The organism is Roseovarius tolerans, assembly GCF_900109855.1.
Taxonomy (GTDB): domain Bacteria; phylum Pseudomonadota; class Alphaproteobacteria; order Rhodobacterales; family Rhodobacteraceae; genus Roseovarius; species Roseovarius tolerans.
Genome location: NZ_FOBO01000005.1, coordinates 53,150 through 66,937, shown reverse-complemented (window position 1 = coordinate 66,937; position 13,788 = coordinate 53,150). Strand labels below are relative to the sequence as shown.

Annotated in this window: 19 protein-coding genes; 9 read left to right on the top strand and 10 right to left on the bottom strand. The window is 63.5% G+C overall.

Going from position 1 to position 13,788, the window contains the following annotated elements; translation table 11 throughout:
• The first annotated feature begins 159 nt into the window (after nucleotides 1-159).
• The 4 genes from BMX04_RS06375 (at nucleotide 160) to BMX04_RS06360 (ending at nucleotide 3,951) form a co-directional block, all read left to right on the top strand.
• Nucleotides 160-1,689 carry an AAA family ATPase gene (locus BMX04_RS06375; protein ID WP_074785499.1) on the top strand — a complete coding sequence of 510 codons (1,530 nt, stop codon included), beginning with the start codon at nucleotides 160-162 and terminating at the stop codon, nucleotides 1,687-1,689.
• Entirely contained in the window at nucleotides 1,686-2,405 is a 720-nt protein-coding gene (locus tag BMX04_RS06370; protein WP_074785498.1) for an SDR family oxidoreductase, read from the top strand. Before BMX04_RS06375 ends, BMX04_RS06370 begins: the two co-directional genes overlap by 4 nt.
• 7 nt (nucleotides 2,406-2,412) lie before the next feature.
• Complete coding sequence (locus BMX04_RS06365; protein WP_074785497.1) at nucleotides 2,413-3,288, top strand: DMT family transporter; 876 nt, start codon at nucleotides 2,413-2,415, stop codon at nucleotides 3,286-3,288.
• A 78-nt stretch (nucleotides 3,289-3,366) separates the two neighbouring features.
• Nucleotides 3,367-3,951: an exopolysaccharide biosynthesis protein gene (locus tag BMX04_RS06360; protein ID WP_074785496.1), complete on the top strand. Its 585-nt coding sequence runs from the start codon at nucleotides 3,367-3,369 to the stop codon at nucleotides 3,949-3,951.
• A gap of 7 nt (nucleotides 3,952-3,958) precedes the next feature.
• On the opposite strand, the gene BMX04_RS06355 is transcribed toward BMX04_RS06360, so the two are convergent.
• The 5 genes from BMX04_RS06355 to BMX04_RS06335 all read right to left on the bottom strand — a co-directional run bounded on the left by BMX04_RS06355 (nucleotide 3,959) and on the right by BMX04_RS06335 (nucleotide 6,894).
• Nucleotides 3,959-4,144: a DUF3008 family protein gene (locus BMX04_RS06355; RefSeq protein WP_074785495.1), complete on the bottom strand. Its 186-nt coding sequence runs from the start codon at nucleotides 4,142-4,144 to the stop codon at nucleotides 3,959-3,961.
• A gap of 69 nt (nucleotides 4,145-4,213) precedes the next feature.
• Nucleotides 4,214-4,354: an entericidin A/B family lipoprotein gene (locus BMX04_RS06350; RefSeq protein WP_074785494.1), complete on the bottom strand. Its 141-nt coding sequence runs from the start codon at nucleotides 4,352-4,354 to the stop codon at nucleotides 4,214-4,216.
• Nucleotides 4,355-4,436: 82 nt separating this feature from the next.
• Nucleotides 4,437-6,125 (bottom strand): sensor histidine kinase, encoded by a 1,689-nt coding sequence (locus BMX04_RS06345; RefSeq protein WP_244888492.1) that lies wholly within the window; start codon nucleotides 6,123-6,125, stop codon nucleotides 4,437-4,439.
• Nucleotides 6,126-6,184: 59 nt separating this feature from the next.
• Nucleotides 6,185-6,739, bottom strand: coding sequence for an RNA polymerase sigma factor (locus BMX04_RS06340; protein WP_175477334.1), 555 nt, complete (start codon nucleotides 6,737-6,739; stop codon nucleotides 6,185-6,187).
• A complete protein-coding gene (locus tag BMX04_RS06335) occupies nucleotides 6,736-6,894 on the bottom strand; it encodes a NepR family anti-sigma factor (protein ID WP_244888490.1) in 159 nt (52 codons plus the stop codon). The genes BMX04_RS06340 and BMX04_RS06335 overlap by 4 nt, the downstream gene beginning before the upstream one ends.
• 139 nt (nucleotides 6,895-7,033) lie before the next feature.
• Between BMX04_RS06335 and BMX04_RS06330 the strand changes: the two genes are divergently transcribed.
• Complete coding sequence (locus BMX04_RS06330; RefSeq protein ID WP_074785490.1) at nucleotides 7,034-7,852, top strand: response regulator; 819 nt, start codon at nucleotides 7,034-7,036, stop codon at nucleotides 7,850-7,852.
• Nucleotides 7,853-7,936: 84 nt separating this feature from the next.
• Here BMX04_RS06330 and BMX04_RS06325 read toward each other — a convergent pair whose 3' ends face one another.
• Nucleotides 7,937-8,107 (bottom strand): DUF1328 domain-containing protein, encoded by a 171-nt coding sequence (locus BMX04_RS06325; RefSeq protein ID WP_074785621.1) that lies wholly within the window; start codon nucleotides 8,105-8,107, stop codon nucleotides 7,937-7,939.
• A gap of 173 nt (nucleotides 8,108-8,280) precedes the next feature.
• Here BMX04_RS06325 and BMX04_RS06320 point away from each other — a divergent pair, with 173 nt between their 5' ends.
• Both BMX04_RS06320 and BMX04_RS06315 read left to right on the top strand, forming a co-directional pair.
• Nucleotides 8,281-8,610, top strand: coding sequence for an ElaB/YgaM/YqjD family protein (locus tag BMX04_RS06320; RefSeq protein ID WP_050663205.1), 330 nt, complete (start codon nucleotides 8,281-8,283; stop codon nucleotides 8,608-8,610).
• Nucleotides 8,611-8,613: 3 nt separating this feature from the next.
• Nucleotides 8,614-8,967, top strand: coding sequence for a phage holin family protein (locus BMX04_RS06315; RefSeq protein WP_074785489.1), 354 nt, complete (start codon nucleotides 8,614-8,616; stop codon nucleotides 8,965-8,967).
• Here the strand turns inward: BMX04_RS06315 and BMX04_RS06310 are convergent.
• The gene (locus BMX04_RS06310; RefSeq protein WP_083398107.1) at nucleotides 8,964-9,371 is read right to left on the bottom strand and encodes a hypothetical protein; all 408 of its coding nucleotides are present in this window, start codon (nucleotides 9,369-9,371) and stop codon (nucleotides 8,964-8,966) included. The two genes, BMX04_RS06315 and BMX04_RS06310, sit on opposite strands and share 4 nt — an antisense overlap.
• Nucleotides 9,372-9,438: 67 nt before the next feature.
• On the opposite strand from BMX04_RS06310, the gene BMX04_RS06305 reads away from it, so the two are divergent.
• Nucleotides 9,439-10,170: a Crp/Fnr family transcriptional regulator gene (locus BMX04_RS06305; protein ID WP_074785488.1), complete on the top strand. Its 732-nt coding sequence runs from the start codon at nucleotides 9,439-9,441 to the stop codon at nucleotides 10,168-10,170.
• A 4-nt stretch (nucleotides 10,171-10,174) separates the two neighbouring features.
• Here BMX04_RS06305 and BMX04_RS06300 read toward each other — a convergent pair whose 3' ends face one another.
• The 3 genes from BMX04_RS06300 to BMX04_RS06290 form a co-directional block, all read right to left on the bottom strand.
• The gene (locus tag BMX04_RS06300) at nucleotides 10,175-11,830 is read right to left on the bottom strand and encodes a mechanosensitive ion channel family protein (protein WP_074785487.1); all 1,656 of its coding nucleotides are present in this window, start codon (nucleotides 11,828-11,830) and stop codon (nucleotides 10,175-10,177) included.
• A gap of 65 nt (nucleotides 11,831-11,895) precedes the next feature.
• Complete coding sequence (locus tag BMX04_RS06295; protein WP_074785486.1) at nucleotides 11,896-12,387, bottom strand: pyridoxamine 5'-phosphate oxidase family protein; 492 nt, start codon at nucleotides 12,385-12,387, stop codon at nucleotides 11,896-11,898.
• Nucleotides 12,387-12,587: a CsbD family protein gene (locus BMX04_RS06290; protein WP_050663227.1), complete on the bottom strand. Its 201-nt coding sequence runs from the start codon at nucleotides 12,585-12,587 to the stop codon at nucleotides 12,387-12,389. Before BMX04_RS06290 ends, BMX04_RS06295 begins: the two co-directional genes overlap by 1 nt.
• A 109-nt stretch (nucleotides 12,588-12,696) precedes the next feature.
• Here BMX04_RS06290 and BMX04_RS06285 point away from each other — a divergent pair, with 109 nt between their 5' ends.
• Nucleotides 12,697-13,785: an AI-2E family transporter gene (locus BMX04_RS06285; protein WP_074785485.1), complete on the top strand. Its 1,089-nt coding sequence runs from the start codon at nucleotides 12,697-12,699 to the stop codon at nucleotides 13,783-13,785.
• Nucleotides 13,786-13,788: the final 3 nt, after the last annotated feature.

Here is a 13,788-nt window from a genome sequence, read left to right as displayed (position 1 = left end):
GGTCGCGGGGTGCGCGGCCTGTACGCCCCCGGTCTTTTTGTGTGACTTTACCTGTTGGTATCGCAATAGGGAAGGTGCGCCAGCCGGGTCAAGCGACATCGCCATGGCGGCTGCGTCTTTCGCTGGCACCTCATCCGCCCCGGCGCTAGGGTCGCGCGCATGACCGAGACCGAACTTATCTATTCTCCCGATCAGGCAGAGGCCCATGACCGCATCGCAGAGGCGTTGCGCGGTGTGGGTGTGGACCTTGACGAAGGGCTGCTGACTCCGCCGCGTGAGGGTAAGCAGGCGGTTCTGGCGGTGGTGGGCAAGGCCGGGTCGGGCAAGACGCTCTTGCTGGCCGCGCTCTACCGTGCGCTGGAGGAAGCGGGGGTGGATGTGGTCTCGGGCGATTGGGAGGGGCGCAAACGGCGCGACCGGCGCACGCTGGCGATTCTCGCGCCGACCAACAAGGCGGCGAGCGTGCTGCGCCTGCGCGGTGTGCCCGCAACAACCATTCACCGCATTCTCTATACCCCGGTCTATGACCCGGAATATGAAAAGATCGCCGAATGGCTGGCCGGGAATGGCGACCGCCCCGAGGTCGAGGGGCTGACCGATCTGGCGCTTGACCGGGCGCTGGCGTTCTACCAGAGCAACAAGTCCATTCCGGGAGCCTTGGCGGCGGCGGGGCTGCGCGGCTCGGATTTCATCACTGGCTGGAAACGCCGGGAAGAGCCGCTCGATATCGGGTTCGTCGATGAGGCGAGCATGCTGGATGGTCAGCAATTCGCAGACTTGCAGGAAATCTTTCCGACCCTGCTGTTGTTCGGCGATCCGGCACAATTGCCGCCCGTCAAATCCAATGACGGGATGGTGTTCGAGACATTGCCCGCCCCTGCCCGGTTGGAACTGAGCCGCATCCACCGGCAGGATGCCGACAATCCGATCCTTGATCTGGCCCATGCGCTCGCTGATCCGGCGCTGGAGTTCCACCAGTTCGAGCGGATGATCGAGGACGCGGCCAAGCGCGACGAGCGGGTGCGATGGGCCGAGCGGGTCGAGGTCGATCTGATGGCGCGCTCGCCGGTGCTGGTCTGGCGCAACGCCACGCGCATCCGGCTGATCAATGCGTTTCGCGCGGTGCATGGCGCGCCCGAGACGGCGCTGCTGGAAGGTGAGCCGCTGGTCTGTGACGGCATCGAGCTGCCGCTCAAACATCGCAAGAAGCGGCTGGATCTGGAGGCGCGCGGGCTGATCAAGGGCGCGCAGGTGATCTATCTCGGGCCCGGCAAGCGGCCCGGGTTTTCGCGGCTGCATGTCATCGGGGCCGAAGACCCGCGACTGTCGGCGGCCTCTATCGTCAAGATCGAGAAGCCCGACGAGGAAGAGCCGTTCATCCCCTATGCGGCCAATATGGGGGCAACCTTCCTGCATGGCGCGGCGGTGACGATCCACAAGGCGCAAGGGTCGCAATGGCGCGATGTGCAGGTCTTTGCCCCCGATATCTATGCCGCCGCCCGGATGGGCCGATCCGAGGCCGGACAACCGCTTTGGAAGCGGCTGGCCTATGTGGCGATCACCCGCGCCGAGGAGCGGCTGCATTGGGTGGTGCGCAACCGGCTGTCGAAACCCACCGCGCCGCTTCGCATCGACGATCTGCGAGCCGCGCCGGTGCCCTTGGAACTCGAACAGGAGGAAGAGACATGAAAACCGTTCTCGTCACCGGCGCAAGTGCCGGTATTGGGGCCGCCTGCGCGCGCGCCTTTCTGGCGGCAGGCTGGCAGGTCGGCCTGATGGCGCGCCGTCCCGAGGCGCTGGAGGCGGTGGCCGAGGGGGATGATCGCGCGGTGATCCTGCCCGGCGACGTGACCGACCCGCGGGACGTGGCGCGCTGTTTCGCAGATTTCACCGCCCGAACCGGACGGCTTGATGTTCTGTTCAACAACGCGGGCAGCTTTGGCCGCGCGGCGACGATCGACGAGTTGGGCTATGACGAATGGCGGCAGGTGGTCGATGTGAACCTGCACGGCATGTTCCTCTGCGCGCAGGCGGCGTTCGGGCAGATGCGGCGGCAATCACCGCAAGGCGGGCGGATCATCAACAACGGCTCGATCTCGGCCCATGCGCCGCGCGAAGGCTCTGTCGCCTATACCACGACCAAGCACGCGATTACCGGGCTGACCAAGACGCTCAGCCTTGATGGCCGCGCGTTTGACATCGCCTGCGGACAGATCGACATCGGCAACGCGCGCACCGAGTTGCTGGAGGGGATCATCGCCGCCAATCCGGGCAACCCGCCGCCCACGATGGACGTGGCCGAAGTGGGGCGCGCAGTGCTGCACATGGCCGATCTGCCGCCCGAGGCAAACGTGCAGTTCATGACGCTGATGGCGACCAAGATGCCATTTGTCGGGCGCGGCTAACCCTGCAATGCCCCTGTCAGAGCTTGTTCGTGTCATCCTGCTGGTCTTTGCCGCCGTCACCTGCGTGGTGGTCGGCGACACGGCGGGCAAGCTGATGACGGCGGGCGGGGTCGATCCGTTCTTCGTGGCGTGGTCGCGCTTTGCGCTGGCGGGGCTGGTGCTGCTGCCGTTCAGCGGGCTGACGCGGGATGAGGTACCGGAACTGTTTCGCTGGCGCATCCTGTTGCGCGCGGCGGCCATCGCGGCGGGCGTGTCATGCATCCTGACGGCGCTGCGGACCGAGCCGCTGGCCAATGTTTTCGGGGCGTTCTTCATCGGGCCGGTGGTGTCCTACGTGCTGGCGATGATCTTTCTGCACGAGCGCCCGACGCTGCGGCGCAGCCTGCTGCTGGCGCTCGGGTTTCTGGGCGTGATGCTGGTGGTCAAGCCGGGGTTCGGGGCGACGCCCGGCATGGGCTTTGCGCTGGCCGCGGGCACGTTCTACGGGGCCTATCTGGTGATGACGCGCACCGTAGCGGGCGCGCACCGGCCCCGGTTTCTGCTGATCTCGCAACTGCTGATCGGGAGCGCGCTGCTGACCCCGTTTGGCGTGATCGGCGAATTGCCTGTGTTCGACATGCGCCTGTCGCTGCTTGTCGCGCTGAGCGCCGGGGCCTCGGCCTGCGGCAATTTCATGCTGGTGATCGCCAACCGCACTGCCGAGGCCAGTCTGATCGCGCCCCTGATCTACAGCCAGTTGGTTTCCGCCACCGTGCTTGGCGTGCTGGTCTTTGGCGACTGGCCAGATGGTTGGTCGCTGTTGGGGTTGGTGCTGATCGCGCTGTCTGGGATCGGATCGCTCTGGGCCAGTCACAAGAGGGCACTGCCCGGCCTGCGCCCGTGACGGTCCGATAGGGCGTGCGGGGAACCGATCGCCCTGCGATGCGTTGGTTGGGGGGACGTTTTCAAAAAGGAGACTGATGTGCCGGCCTCTGCCGAATTGCAAACCGCGAGCGACGTTGTCAAACAGGCGCGCAAGGCGCTGGATGGCGCGACGTCGAGCGTCGGCGAGGTGATCGACGCGCTTGGCGTGGCAAGCTATACGCCGCTGTTGATCGTGCCGTCGCTGGCGCTGGTTTCGCCGCTGAGCGGGGTGCCTGGATTTACCAGCGTCTGCGGCCTGCTGATCGCGGCGGTGTCGCTGCAACAGATCCTGCAACGCCCGAGCCTGTGGCTGCCCGGCTGGCTGCGCCGCGCGACCATAAGCACCGACCGCGCACGCAGCGCGATGCTGTGGTTCACCCGTCCGGCGCGGTGGCTCGATACCTTTACCAAGCGGCGATTGCGGGGGCTGGTAACTCCGCCGCTCGCGCGGCTGCCGCAGGGCATCTGCCTGATCTTCGGGATGGTGATGCCGCTTCTGGAGCTGATCCCATTCTCCTCTTCGATCCTCGGCGCGATCATTGTCGTGCTGGCGACGGGGATGTTCATGGGCGATGGGCTATTGGTGCTGATCGGGATGATGCTCGCCATGGCGGTGACCGGGGGCCTCGTCGTCCTGATCTGAGGTCGGCTCAGTCTTCCTTGCGGTCGGGCAGATGGTCATGCGAGGTCGCCGCGATCTCTTCAAGCTCGGCCTCGGTCATCGTTTCATACATGTCTTTCGAGGCACCTTGCAGATCGGCAACCTTGGTCTCGCCCCGCTTGGCGGAAAGGGCCGCCCCGGCGGCCTTTTGCTGGGCTTCGGATTGTGCGGGCATGGGTGGCTCCTTTGGGTGCACACCAAAAATCAGCCCGCGAGGAGTGTCCCCGCGGGCTGATCATTGCGCTTAATTGTCGGCCTCTTGGGCAGTGTCGGAAATGGCGTCCCCGGCTTTGCCGATGTCCTGCCCGGCACCTTCCACGGTCTCGCAGGCGCTGACGAACGCGAAAGCGATGAGAGAGAGAAGCGAAATGCGTTTGCGTATCATGGTGACCTCCAGTTTAATTGCTGAATAACAAACGCGGCAACGCCCGGATGGTTCCAGAGAAAAACGCGATTACCCACAGTTTTCAGACGGCGTCTTCCCGCGCCTCGTGCCAGGCCATCGGAAAGACCACATGCAGCTCGAAGCGATCCGGCAAATCCTCGGTTTCCAGCGTGCCGTTGAGTTGGGTCGCAAAGGATTTGATGAGGCGCGAGCCCAGCCCGGTGCTGCTGGCATCGTCGGTCGCGGCATCGTCGTCCGCGCTCGCGCGCGAGTTGACGATGCTGAGGCACAGGTTGCCGTCGTCCTGCGATTTCAGCGCGATATTGATCCACGCCTCGCCTTCCGCGTTCACGCCGCAATATTTGACCGCGTTCATCGCCGCCTCGGTGGCCAGCAGCGACAGTGGCACCGATTGATCGGGGTTGATCTCGACCGGGTCGAGTTCTGTCGCGACTTTGATCTGCTGGCCGCTCTCATCGAGGGTGCCGACGATCACAAGTTGCTGGATGATGTCCTCAAGCAGCTTATCGGCGCGCAGCATCGACAGCTTGCGCGCGAGATAGAGGTAGCGGTGAATGGCCGAAAGGGCCATCACCCGGTCCTGCACCCGGCGCAACAGGCGCTGTGCCTCGGCGCTGTCGGTGGCGCGGATCTGCATGTTCATCATGCTGGAAATCAGTTGCAGGTTGTTCTTGACCCGGTGATGCACTTCGCGCAGCAACACGGTCTTTTCCTGCAAGTCCTCCTCGCGGCGGCGGTCCTGCTCTGACAGGCGACGCGTCATCGCGCGAAAGGCATCGGCCATGACCTCGAGTTCCTCGGGGGCGTCATCGAGCCGCGCGTCGCCCAGATCATCATAACCGCCGCTGGCATAGAGCCGCATCCACGAGCGCAACCGCCGCACGTGGCGGATCACCAGACGATGCACGCCGACATAGGCCACGCCGATGGTGATCGCCCACATCGCGCATGGGAAATAGAGCGCCAGCGCCTGCTCGAAGATCGGCATCTGAATCCCGCGCTCCTGCGGCATCCAGCTGCCGAGGACAAAGACCTGCCCCGAAACGATGGGCGACACCGCGAAATCGCGGGTTTCGCCTTCGCGGCTCTTGCCACGAAAGGTCTGCCGCCCGGAGGCCGCGAGATCCTGAAGGCTGTAGTCGGCAGGCAGCACGGAGCGCCGGTTCTCGGTGTAATCCTCGGTGGCGATGATGTCGCCATCGGTCTTGAAGAGCACCAGATTGACGTTTTCGCCGGCCTGCGAGAGCGCCCCGTTGAGGGCCGAAACCGGTACCGCGATCCAGACCGTGCCGACAAAGCGGCCCTCGTCGATGACCGGCACGGTGACGCTGAACGTGGCGATCCCGCCGAGGAATTCGAGCGGGCGCATCAGCACCGCCTCGCTCCGCTGGTCGATTTCCGGAAGGGCATCGAGAGGGCTTTCGGTATTGGCGCTGACGTCTCTTGAGGCGCAGATCAGCCCGCGTGCGTTGTCGCGGTAGCCTGCAAAGGCGAATGTTTCCGAGCGGTCCACCACCTCGGACATGACCGCGCTGCAGGTGTCGCCCGAGGATTGCAGTGCGGAAATCTGGACCGCCAGTGTCTCGGCGGAACTGATTGCCGAACGGATGACCTCGCGGCTTTCGCCGACCGCCTGTTGCGTGCGTTGCAGAAGGGCGGACTCAGAGAGCGACTGGCGCTCTTGCAGGACCTTGTTGGTCTGGTAGACCGAGATCAGCCCGAGCGGCAGGATGGCGATGCTGAGAACCACGATCAATTGCGTGGCAAGGCGGGGTTTGAGAGCGCGCCGGGGTAGCGCTGGGCGGGCGCTCATGCTGCAGGCGTGCCCTGCACGACGGCGAGCGTAGCGGCATCTGTCATCTCTAGTTCGTCCTCGTCGTCGAGATGCATCAACTCGGCCAGACGCTTGCGGGCGCGGTTGGTGCGGCTCTTGATCGTGCCGACGGCACAGCCGCACATCTCGGCGGCATCTTCATACGAGAAGCCCTCGGCACCCACGAGCACCAGCACCTCGCGCTGTTCGTCGGTGAGCTTGGCAAAGGCCTCGCGGAAATCGGTCATCGCGAGATGCCCGTCATGGGCGGGCTTTTCCGACAACTGCCCAGCCATCGTGCCGTCGGGATCCTCGACCTCGCGGCGGCGCTTGCGATAGAGCGAATAGTACGTGTTGCGCAGGATCGTGAAAAGCCAGGCGCGCAGGTTGGTGCCGGGCTGGAACTTGTCGAAATTGCCCCATGCCTTGACCACCGCGTCCTGCACGAGATCATCCGCCGTCGCCGGATTGTGCGTCAGGCTCATCGCGAAGGCGCGCATAGCTGGCAAATGCTCTACCAGCTCGTCTCTGGGATCGGAACTAGAGGTCACGAGTCATCCTTTGACGATTGCTCGGATTTATCCTTGGGTTCTTCGCTCTCTTGCGCGCGCAATTTGTCGAGCAAATGCGAGAAACGGTCCGGCAACGGTTCTTGCACCGTGTCCGAATAGACGCGCCGGAGATTGTCGTCGATCTGCTGTTGCAACCTTGAAGTCCTGCGTTTGTTTGTCATCGTGCCGCTTTTTCTGCCATGCTTGAGCGGGCGGTTTTTTTCGCCCGAGCGGGAACCTAACACGCCAAGCCGCGTTTGGTTCCATGCACAGCAACATTTTTTTGAGGATGCCATGACAGAAACCCAAAGCCAGCCTGACCTCGCGCAGCACATCGCGGAGGAGCTGCCCTATCTGCGACGCTATGCGCGGGCGCTCACCGGCAATCAGAAAACCGGGGACCATTATGCGGCGGCCACGCTAGAGACGCTCTTGGCAGACAAGGAGGTGTTCGATGCGGGCCTGTCGCACAAGGCCGCGCTGTTTCGGGCGTTTCACCAGATCTGGATCTCGTCCGGGGCGCCTGTCGACGAGATGGGCGAGGCGGACGGTGCCGAAGCCCGCGCGCAGTGGCGGCTCTCGACGCTGACGCCCAACACCCGTGAGGCGCTGTTGCTGCACAGCATCGAGGGGTTTCAGACCAGCGACATCGCCGCGATTCTCGATGTCAGCCCCGATGAGGCGGGCGAATTTCTCAGCATTGCGCATCGCGAGATGTCTGGCGATATTTGCGGGCGGATCATGGTGATCGAGGACGAGGCGATCATCGCCATGGACATCACCGCCATCGTCGAGGGCATGGGCCACGAGGTGACCGGCAATGCCCGCACCCGCGACGAGGCGGTGACACTCGCACGGCGCGACCCGCCGGACATGATCCTGGCGGATATCCAGTTGGCCGACAGATCCTCGGGCATCGACGCGGTCAATCACATTCTCGAAGAGATCGGCGAGGTGCCGGTGGTGTTCATCACCGCATTCCCCGAACGGCTGTTGACTGGTGAACGGCCAGAGCCTGCCTTTCTGATCACCAAGCCCTATTCCGAGGATCAGGTGCTGTCTGCGGTGAGCCAGGCGATGTTCTTTGCCAGCACCGAGACGTTGCAGGGCTGATCGCCTGCCCCGAAAGGTGAGAAAAGGCCCCGCACCATCAAGGTGCAGGGCCTTTTTTGAGTTCAGCCCGTGTACGGATGCGAATCAGGGCGAGCGGCCCTTGAGCGCGCGCACGACCATCGCCACGACGAAAAGGACGAGGAAGATCACGAACAGGATCTGCGCGATCCCCGCCGAGGCCGAGGCGATCCCGCCAAAGCCGAAAACGCCGGCGACAAGTGCGACGACGAGAAAGATGAGTGCCCAGTAAAGCATGAGTGCCTCCATTGCTGAGTTGCCGTTGCGTTGAAAACCCCCGGGCAAGGCAAATGGTTCCGAAGAAATTCCAGAAGCCATGGCACGAACCGGATTTTTGACAGGTTTTTCTGGAACTTCCCGGGCGCGCCCGCGTTGACAAGCCAACGCAACTCAAAACGGAGGGCCGCAGAATGGCACAATCGAGAACCACCGACGCATCGCCGCAAAAGGATATCGACCAACTTTCGGAGCAGATCACGACGCTGCGGCAGGACATTTCCGATATCTCGCAAACGCTGTCGGGTTTGGGTCGGTCGTCGCGCGACGCGGCCACCGAACAGGCGCGCCAGAAGGCCGCCGACCTGCGTGATGCGGGCCAGCGACAGATGCACAACGCGCAGTACCGCGCCGAGGAAATGGGCCAGCAGGCCGCCGATCAGGTGCGCAATCAGCCTGCGGCAGCAGTCGGGCTGGCTGTTGGCCTCGGCTTTCTGCTTGGGTTCATGACCGGGCGGAAGTGACCGATGACCGGTTTCTTCTCGACCATGGGCGCGCGCCTGCGCAACGCGGCGCGCGCCACCGCGTTCAGCGTGATGGGCGTGGTCTTTGGCCTTGCAGGGCTGGGGTTTCTGACCGTGGCGCTGTGGATCCTTCTGGCCGCGCATGAAGGCGTACTGATGGCCTATACGGTGATCGGCGCGCTCTATCTTGTGCTGGGGTTCTGCCTGATGGCGCTCGGGGCACAGGGCGGCGGGGCAGAGGAGCCGCGCAGGGCTGCCCCCCCGTCAGAGCCGACCAAAGACCCGCTGGTGCAACTTGCCGAAGGCTTTGCCATGGGCATGCAGGCGGGCCGCGCGATGCGCGAGAGGCGCGACTAGCGCCGACGTTCGATCGTGCCCATGAGCGCCTCGCGGAGCATCTCATCGGTGAAAGGGCGCACCAGCATGCCCCAGCCCAAGGCCTGCGCATGATCCGCGTCATCCTCGCCGATGGTGAGGATGACATGCGCGCCATGTTCGGCCAGACGCCGGTCAAGGCCGAGTTCCAGAACCTGCGTCAGGCGCATTTCCAAAAACACCGCCGAAACGGCCGGCTCCGCGCTCAGATGCGGCGTGATCTCGGACGCGTCGCTGACATGGATGGTACGGCATGGCCCCATATCCGCAAGCGACCCCATGATATCCTCGGCAATCAGCGCGTCGCGCTCCAGCACAAGGAATACGGGTATCACTGGATTCGTGGTTTCGGGCATTGCATTGTTCATTGTATCGATCTCGGGCATGCTCCTTGGGTAGAGCACAATGGGCACCCCCGCATTTAACTGTGACATATTGGGAAGGAAATATTCGATGGCGACGTCTTGCCGAAATTGTCCGCTGCGCAAGCTGTCGCTCTTTGCCCCGATGAGCGACCACGAAGTCGATTTCATGCAGGGTTTCAAGACCGGAGAATTGCAGGTCGATCCGGGAACCACGCTGATGCTGGAGGGATCGAACAGCCCGCAGCTTTATACGGTGCTGGACGGGATGGGCCTGCGCTACAAGACCATGGCATCGGGCGACCGGCAGGTTCTCAACATCGTTCTGCCCGGCGATTTTGTCGGATTGCAGGCCGGGGTGATGAAGGAAATGCAGCATTCCGTTGAGGCGACGACGGCGATGACGCTCTGCGTGTTTGACCGAAAATCGCTGTGGGCACTGTTTCGCGATCAACCGGAACGGGCGTTTGACCTGACATGGATCGCCGCCGTCGAAGAGCATTTTCTGGGCGAGGTTCTGGCGCTGATCGGACATATGAGCGGGATCGAGCGAATCGCGCGCGCCTTCGTGCGGCTGCATGATCGCTGCATGGCGCTTGGGCTGGTGGAGGGATCAGAGATGCCCCTGCCCTACAGGCAACAGGATCTGGCCGACGCGCTCGGCCTGTCGCTGGTGCATACCAACAAGACGCTCAAGCACCTGCGCGAGATGGGCGTGGTGTCCTGGCGCAACGGGAGGCTGCAGTTTTTAGATTATGACAAGCTGTGCGAGATCGCCGACCTCGATGGCGCGCGCACCCCGGTCACGCGCCCGCTGATCTGAGAGCTCAGCCCTGTGTGGCGGCGATTGTCGCACCGCCTTCGACGCGTTCCTGCGGCCACCATTCGGGATGGCTTTCGCGGATGAACCGCAACATCCCCTCACGCAGCCGCATTTCTGTCACCCATCCGGTCGAGGGATCGGGCGACATGGCGTAGAACGATATCTCCACACCCTGCGCGTTGTGATCGGTGACATAGCAGGCGATCTGATCGTGTTCGATCACGCCCTCGTCTTCGCGGGCCAGTTCAACAAACCGGTCGCGCAGCACGTCGCTATCGGCGCTGTGATCGAGCCGGAGGCGGACGGTATGCATGATCCGGGCATCCTTGACCGACCAGTTCTCGAAGGGTTTGGAGACGAAATAGCGCACCGGGACGATGATCCGCCGCTCGTCCCATGTGCGCAGGCGCATGAAGGTATAGAAGATGCTTTCGACATAGGCCCAATCGCCCTCGAAAAGCACGCTGTCGCCGATCCGCACCGGCTTGGCCAGTGCGATCTGGAGCGAGGCCAGTATATTGCCCAGCACCGCCTGCCCGGCGATGCCCAAAAGCACCGTCAGCACACCCGCCGAGGCCAGCAACGTCATCCCGACGGATTGAAAGAGGTTGAGCCGTGCCAGCACGTAAAACGCGGCGAACCCGACCATGAAGAGCACGATGACCCGCCGCAGCGCGTAGATAGAGGTATAAAGCTCGCGCTTGTCGAGACTGCGCGTGTCGTCGATATCGCCGACATAGCGCAGCGTGACGCGATCAAGGATCGCATCGACGATGCGCAGCGCCGCCATCCCGACACCCGAGGCCATGACGATCACAAGCAGCGGCTGCACAATACTGGTGACCGGGCCGGAGAACGAGACCGCGAGGCTGAGCACGACCTGGGCCAACACCGCCACGGCGAACAGTGCCAGCGGAAAGCCCGCGCGTGCGAAGGCGTGCTGCAAGAATCCGTAAGGGGCCTTGCGCGCGAGCATGGTGACCATCGAATTGACCGACCAGCCGATGCCGATAAGCAGGCCCAGCATGATCGGAAGGCCGAGCCACTCCCAGATCCGCAGCCCGCCCAGCTGATCCTTCATCCGGTCGGGAATGTATTGCTCGAAGGCGCGCGGGCCGTAAGCGTCATGCAGTGGCGCGACATCCGCGACCGTCTGCGGTGTAAAGAGCCAGACCGGCTCGCTGTCCTCGCCCGCCTTGTAGCGCGCGATCCGTATTTCGTAGGCGCGGCCGTTCAACTCAAAGAGCTTGATCCCCAGGTCGCGGCGCATCTCTCCGGGGCCGCTGCCCTCACTGGCCGATTGCTCGACCTTGGCATCCGGGCGCGAGGGCAGGTCGGACCAGTCCACCCAGACGCGGCGGTCGATCACCTGATATAGCTGCTGCGCGACGCGAACCGCCCGGTCAGGCTGACGCTCGGGCTCGACCCTCGACAGGTTGAGAACATGCGCTGCCGCGTCGAACCGATCAGCGCGCGCATATTCGACAAAGCTGCGCATCGCCGCGCGCGGTGTCGAAAGATCCAGATCATCAGGAGCAGCGCCAAGCCCCTCATTCAACACCTCGGCAGAATACCAGGCGTTCGACGAGTCTTGGGCCACGGCACCCGTAAAAAAGAGGGCCGTGGCGCAGAGGATCAGCAGACGGAAAAACGATACCATGACAGCCAAACGCCCGAGCGGGCGAATGGTTCCGTCATGGTCGTGCGCTCAGCGCGTGAAACCTCTCAGGGCAGGGTCACCACGTCATGCGTGCCAAGATCGGGCCGAGACTTGGCCCCGAAGGCCGCGCGGGCGATTTCAGCGGCGAATTGCGTGCCGCTTGCCTCAACCGTCCAGATTTCCGCCTCTTCCGGCGTCAACTCCAGCAGCACGGCGCTCGAATCTTCCGGCCCACCCTCGAAGAAGGCGGAGGCAAAGACACTCCAAAGCTCGTTGAGCTTGTCGCGATCACGGCTCACCGTGATGGGGCCGCTGAGGCAGGCGTAAAAGCGTTCATCCGGGCTCTGGATCGTGAAATAGGCGCGACCGCTCTCGGCCCCGGTCTGCGCCAGCTGATTGTCCGAGGCACACAGAAACCAGACCGTGTTGCGCGCCGCATCGGCATGGGGGGTCATCGGCCGCATGTGCAGCCCTGCCCCCTCGATGCCCATCATGCCGGCGGTTTGATCGTCCAGCCGTTTCCAGAGGTCTTGCTTGAGGTCGGTTTGATCGGTCATCACGACACTCTCCGGCACCAGTCGTCAATCTCTTCTTCGGCCTCCTTCTTGGTGCGGCCGTATTTCTCCTGAATGAGGCCCACGAGCTTTTCGCGCTCGCCCGCGACGCGCTCCAGGTCCTGATCGCTCAATTTTGCCCATTCGACGCGGGCATTGCCCTTGAGTTTGTTCCATTTGCCTTGGATTTGTTCCCAGTTCATGACGCACTCCTTTCGGTTGCGATGGTCTGTCGGGGCAACGCGGCCAAGCGGCGCTTTGTTCCGCGCAAAAAGGCAGGGAACATTCCCGCGCGGCGCGCGTTGGCTTTGCATGCTCAGTCCTCATTCCACTGGTGATCCGATCGTGCGGGTGGCCGTCATCGTGATCGCAGTGACGCTCGGCTTCGGGACGTTGAAACTCGGTGCCGACATTTTCGCGCCCATGGTTCTGGGGGTCGTGACCGGCGTCATCCTCGCACCGATGACGGATGTCTTCGAGCGGTGGGGGCTGCCTGCCGGGCTGGCCTCGGCGATCATGCTTGTCCTCGGGGTCTCCGTGATCGCCGTGATGGGGATACTGGTGGAGCCGCTGATCTGGCGCGTTGTCGAGCATCTGCCGACCATCAAATGGGAACTGCGCGCCATCATCGGCGAATTTCGCGGCCTCGTCCGGGGGCTCGACGCGGTCAACCGCGAGGTCGAGGAGGCGCTCGGCACGCAATCTCCGAGTGATGGCAGCGAAGAGAGCGGGCCCGACCCGATGCCGACCCTCACCAGCACGCTGTTTCTTGCCCCGGTGGTGCTGGCGCAGGTGCTGATCTTCGGCGGGACGCTGTTCTTCTTTCTGCTCACGCGCAAGGGCATCTATCAATGGCTGGCGCATTGGATCGGCACCTCGCGGGACACTGCGATCATTCAGCGCCGCTTTGCCACCGCCGAGCGGCTGGTGGCGCGCTATTTCCTGACGATCTCGATCGTCAATGCCGGGCTTGGCATTGCGCTCGGCACGGCGCTTGCCCTGATCGGCATGCCCGCGCCGATCATCTGGGGGATGGGGGCCGCGCTGTTGAATTTCATACTCTATGCCGGGCCGATGGTCGTGGTGGGGGCGCTGTTGCTTGCGGGTCTGATCGTGTTTGACGGGCTGATGATCCTTGCACCGGCGGCGATCTTTCTGATGCTCAACATGATCGAGGCGCAGTTTGTCACGCCCTCGATGGTAGGCAGGCACATCTCGGTCAACCCGCTGCTGATCTTCGTGTCGCTGGTGATCTGGCTGTGGATCTGGGGGCCGATCGGCGGGATCGTCGCGATCCCGGTTCTGGTGATGGTCTTGGTGATGCTGGACATCTTCGAGGTCGACAGCGAGATCGGTGCTGAAACCGCGATGTCGCAGGGCACCGCAGACGACAGCGCCTGATCG

Excerpts from the sequence above, each read along its gene's own strand:
- BMX04_RS06300 (WP_074785487.1), bottom strand. The coding sequence starts at position 11,830 with ATGGTATCGTTTTTCCGTCTGCTGATCCTCTGCGCCACGGCCCTCTTT.
- BMX04_RS06315 (WP_074785489.1), top strand. The coding sequence starts at position 8,614 with ATGACCGGTTTCTTCTCGACCATGGGCGCGCGCCTGCGCAACGCGGCG.
- BMX04_RS06325 (WP_074785621.1), bottom strand. The coding sequence starts at position 8,107 with ATGCTTTACTGGGCACTCATCTTTCTCGTCGTCGCACTTGTCGCCGGC.
- BMX04_RS06305 (WP_074785488.1), top strand. The coding sequence starts at position 9,439 with ATGGCGACGTCTTGCCGAAATTGTCCGCTGCGCAAGCTGTCGCTCTTT.
- BMX04_RS06310 (WP_083398107.1), bottom strand. The coding sequence starts at position 9,371 with ATGCCCGAGATCGATACAATGAACAATGCAATGCCCGAAACCACGAAT.
- BMX04_RS06350 (WP_074785494.1), bottom strand. The coding sequence starts at position 4,354 with ATGATACGCAAACGCATTTCGCTTCTCTCTCTCATCGCTTTCGCGTTC.
- BMX04_RS06295 (WP_074785486.1), bottom strand. The coding sequence starts at position 12,387 with ATGACCGATCAAACCGACCTCAAGCAAGACCTCTGGAAACGGCTGGAC.
- BMX04_RS06370 (WP_074785498.1), top strand. The coding sequence starts at position 1,686 with ATGAAAACCGTTCTCGTCACCGGCGCAAGTGCCGGTATTGGGGCCGCC.
- BMX04_RS06290 (WP_050663227.1), bottom strand. The coding sequence starts at position 12,587 with ATGAACTGGGAACAAATCCAAGGCAAATGGAACAAACTCAAGGGCAAT.
- BMX04_RS06320 (WP_050663205.1), top strand. The coding sequence starts at position 8,281 with ATGGCACAATCGAGAACCACCGACGCATCGCCGCAAAAGGATATCGAC.
- BMX04_RS06285 (WP_074785485.1), top strand. The coding sequence starts at position 12,697 with ATGCTCAGTCCTCATTCCACTGGTGATCCGATCGTGCGGGTGGCCGTC.
- BMX04_RS06330 (WP_074785490.1), top strand. The coding sequence starts at position 7,034 with ATGACAGAAACCCAAAGCCAGCCTGACCTCGCGCAGCACATCGCGGAG.
- BMX04_RS06355 (WP_074785495.1), bottom strand. The coding sequence starts at position 4,144 with ATGCCCGCACAATCCGAAGCCCAGCAAAAGGCCGCCGGGGCGGCCCTT.
- BMX04_RS06375 (WP_074785499.1), top strand. The coding sequence starts at position 160 with ATGACCGAGACCGAACTTATCTATTCTCCCGATCAGGCAGAGGCCCAT.
- BMX04_RS06365 (WP_074785497.1), top strand. The coding sequence starts at position 2,413 with ATGCCCCTGTCAGAGCTTGTTCGTGTCATCCTGCTGGTCTTTGCCGCC.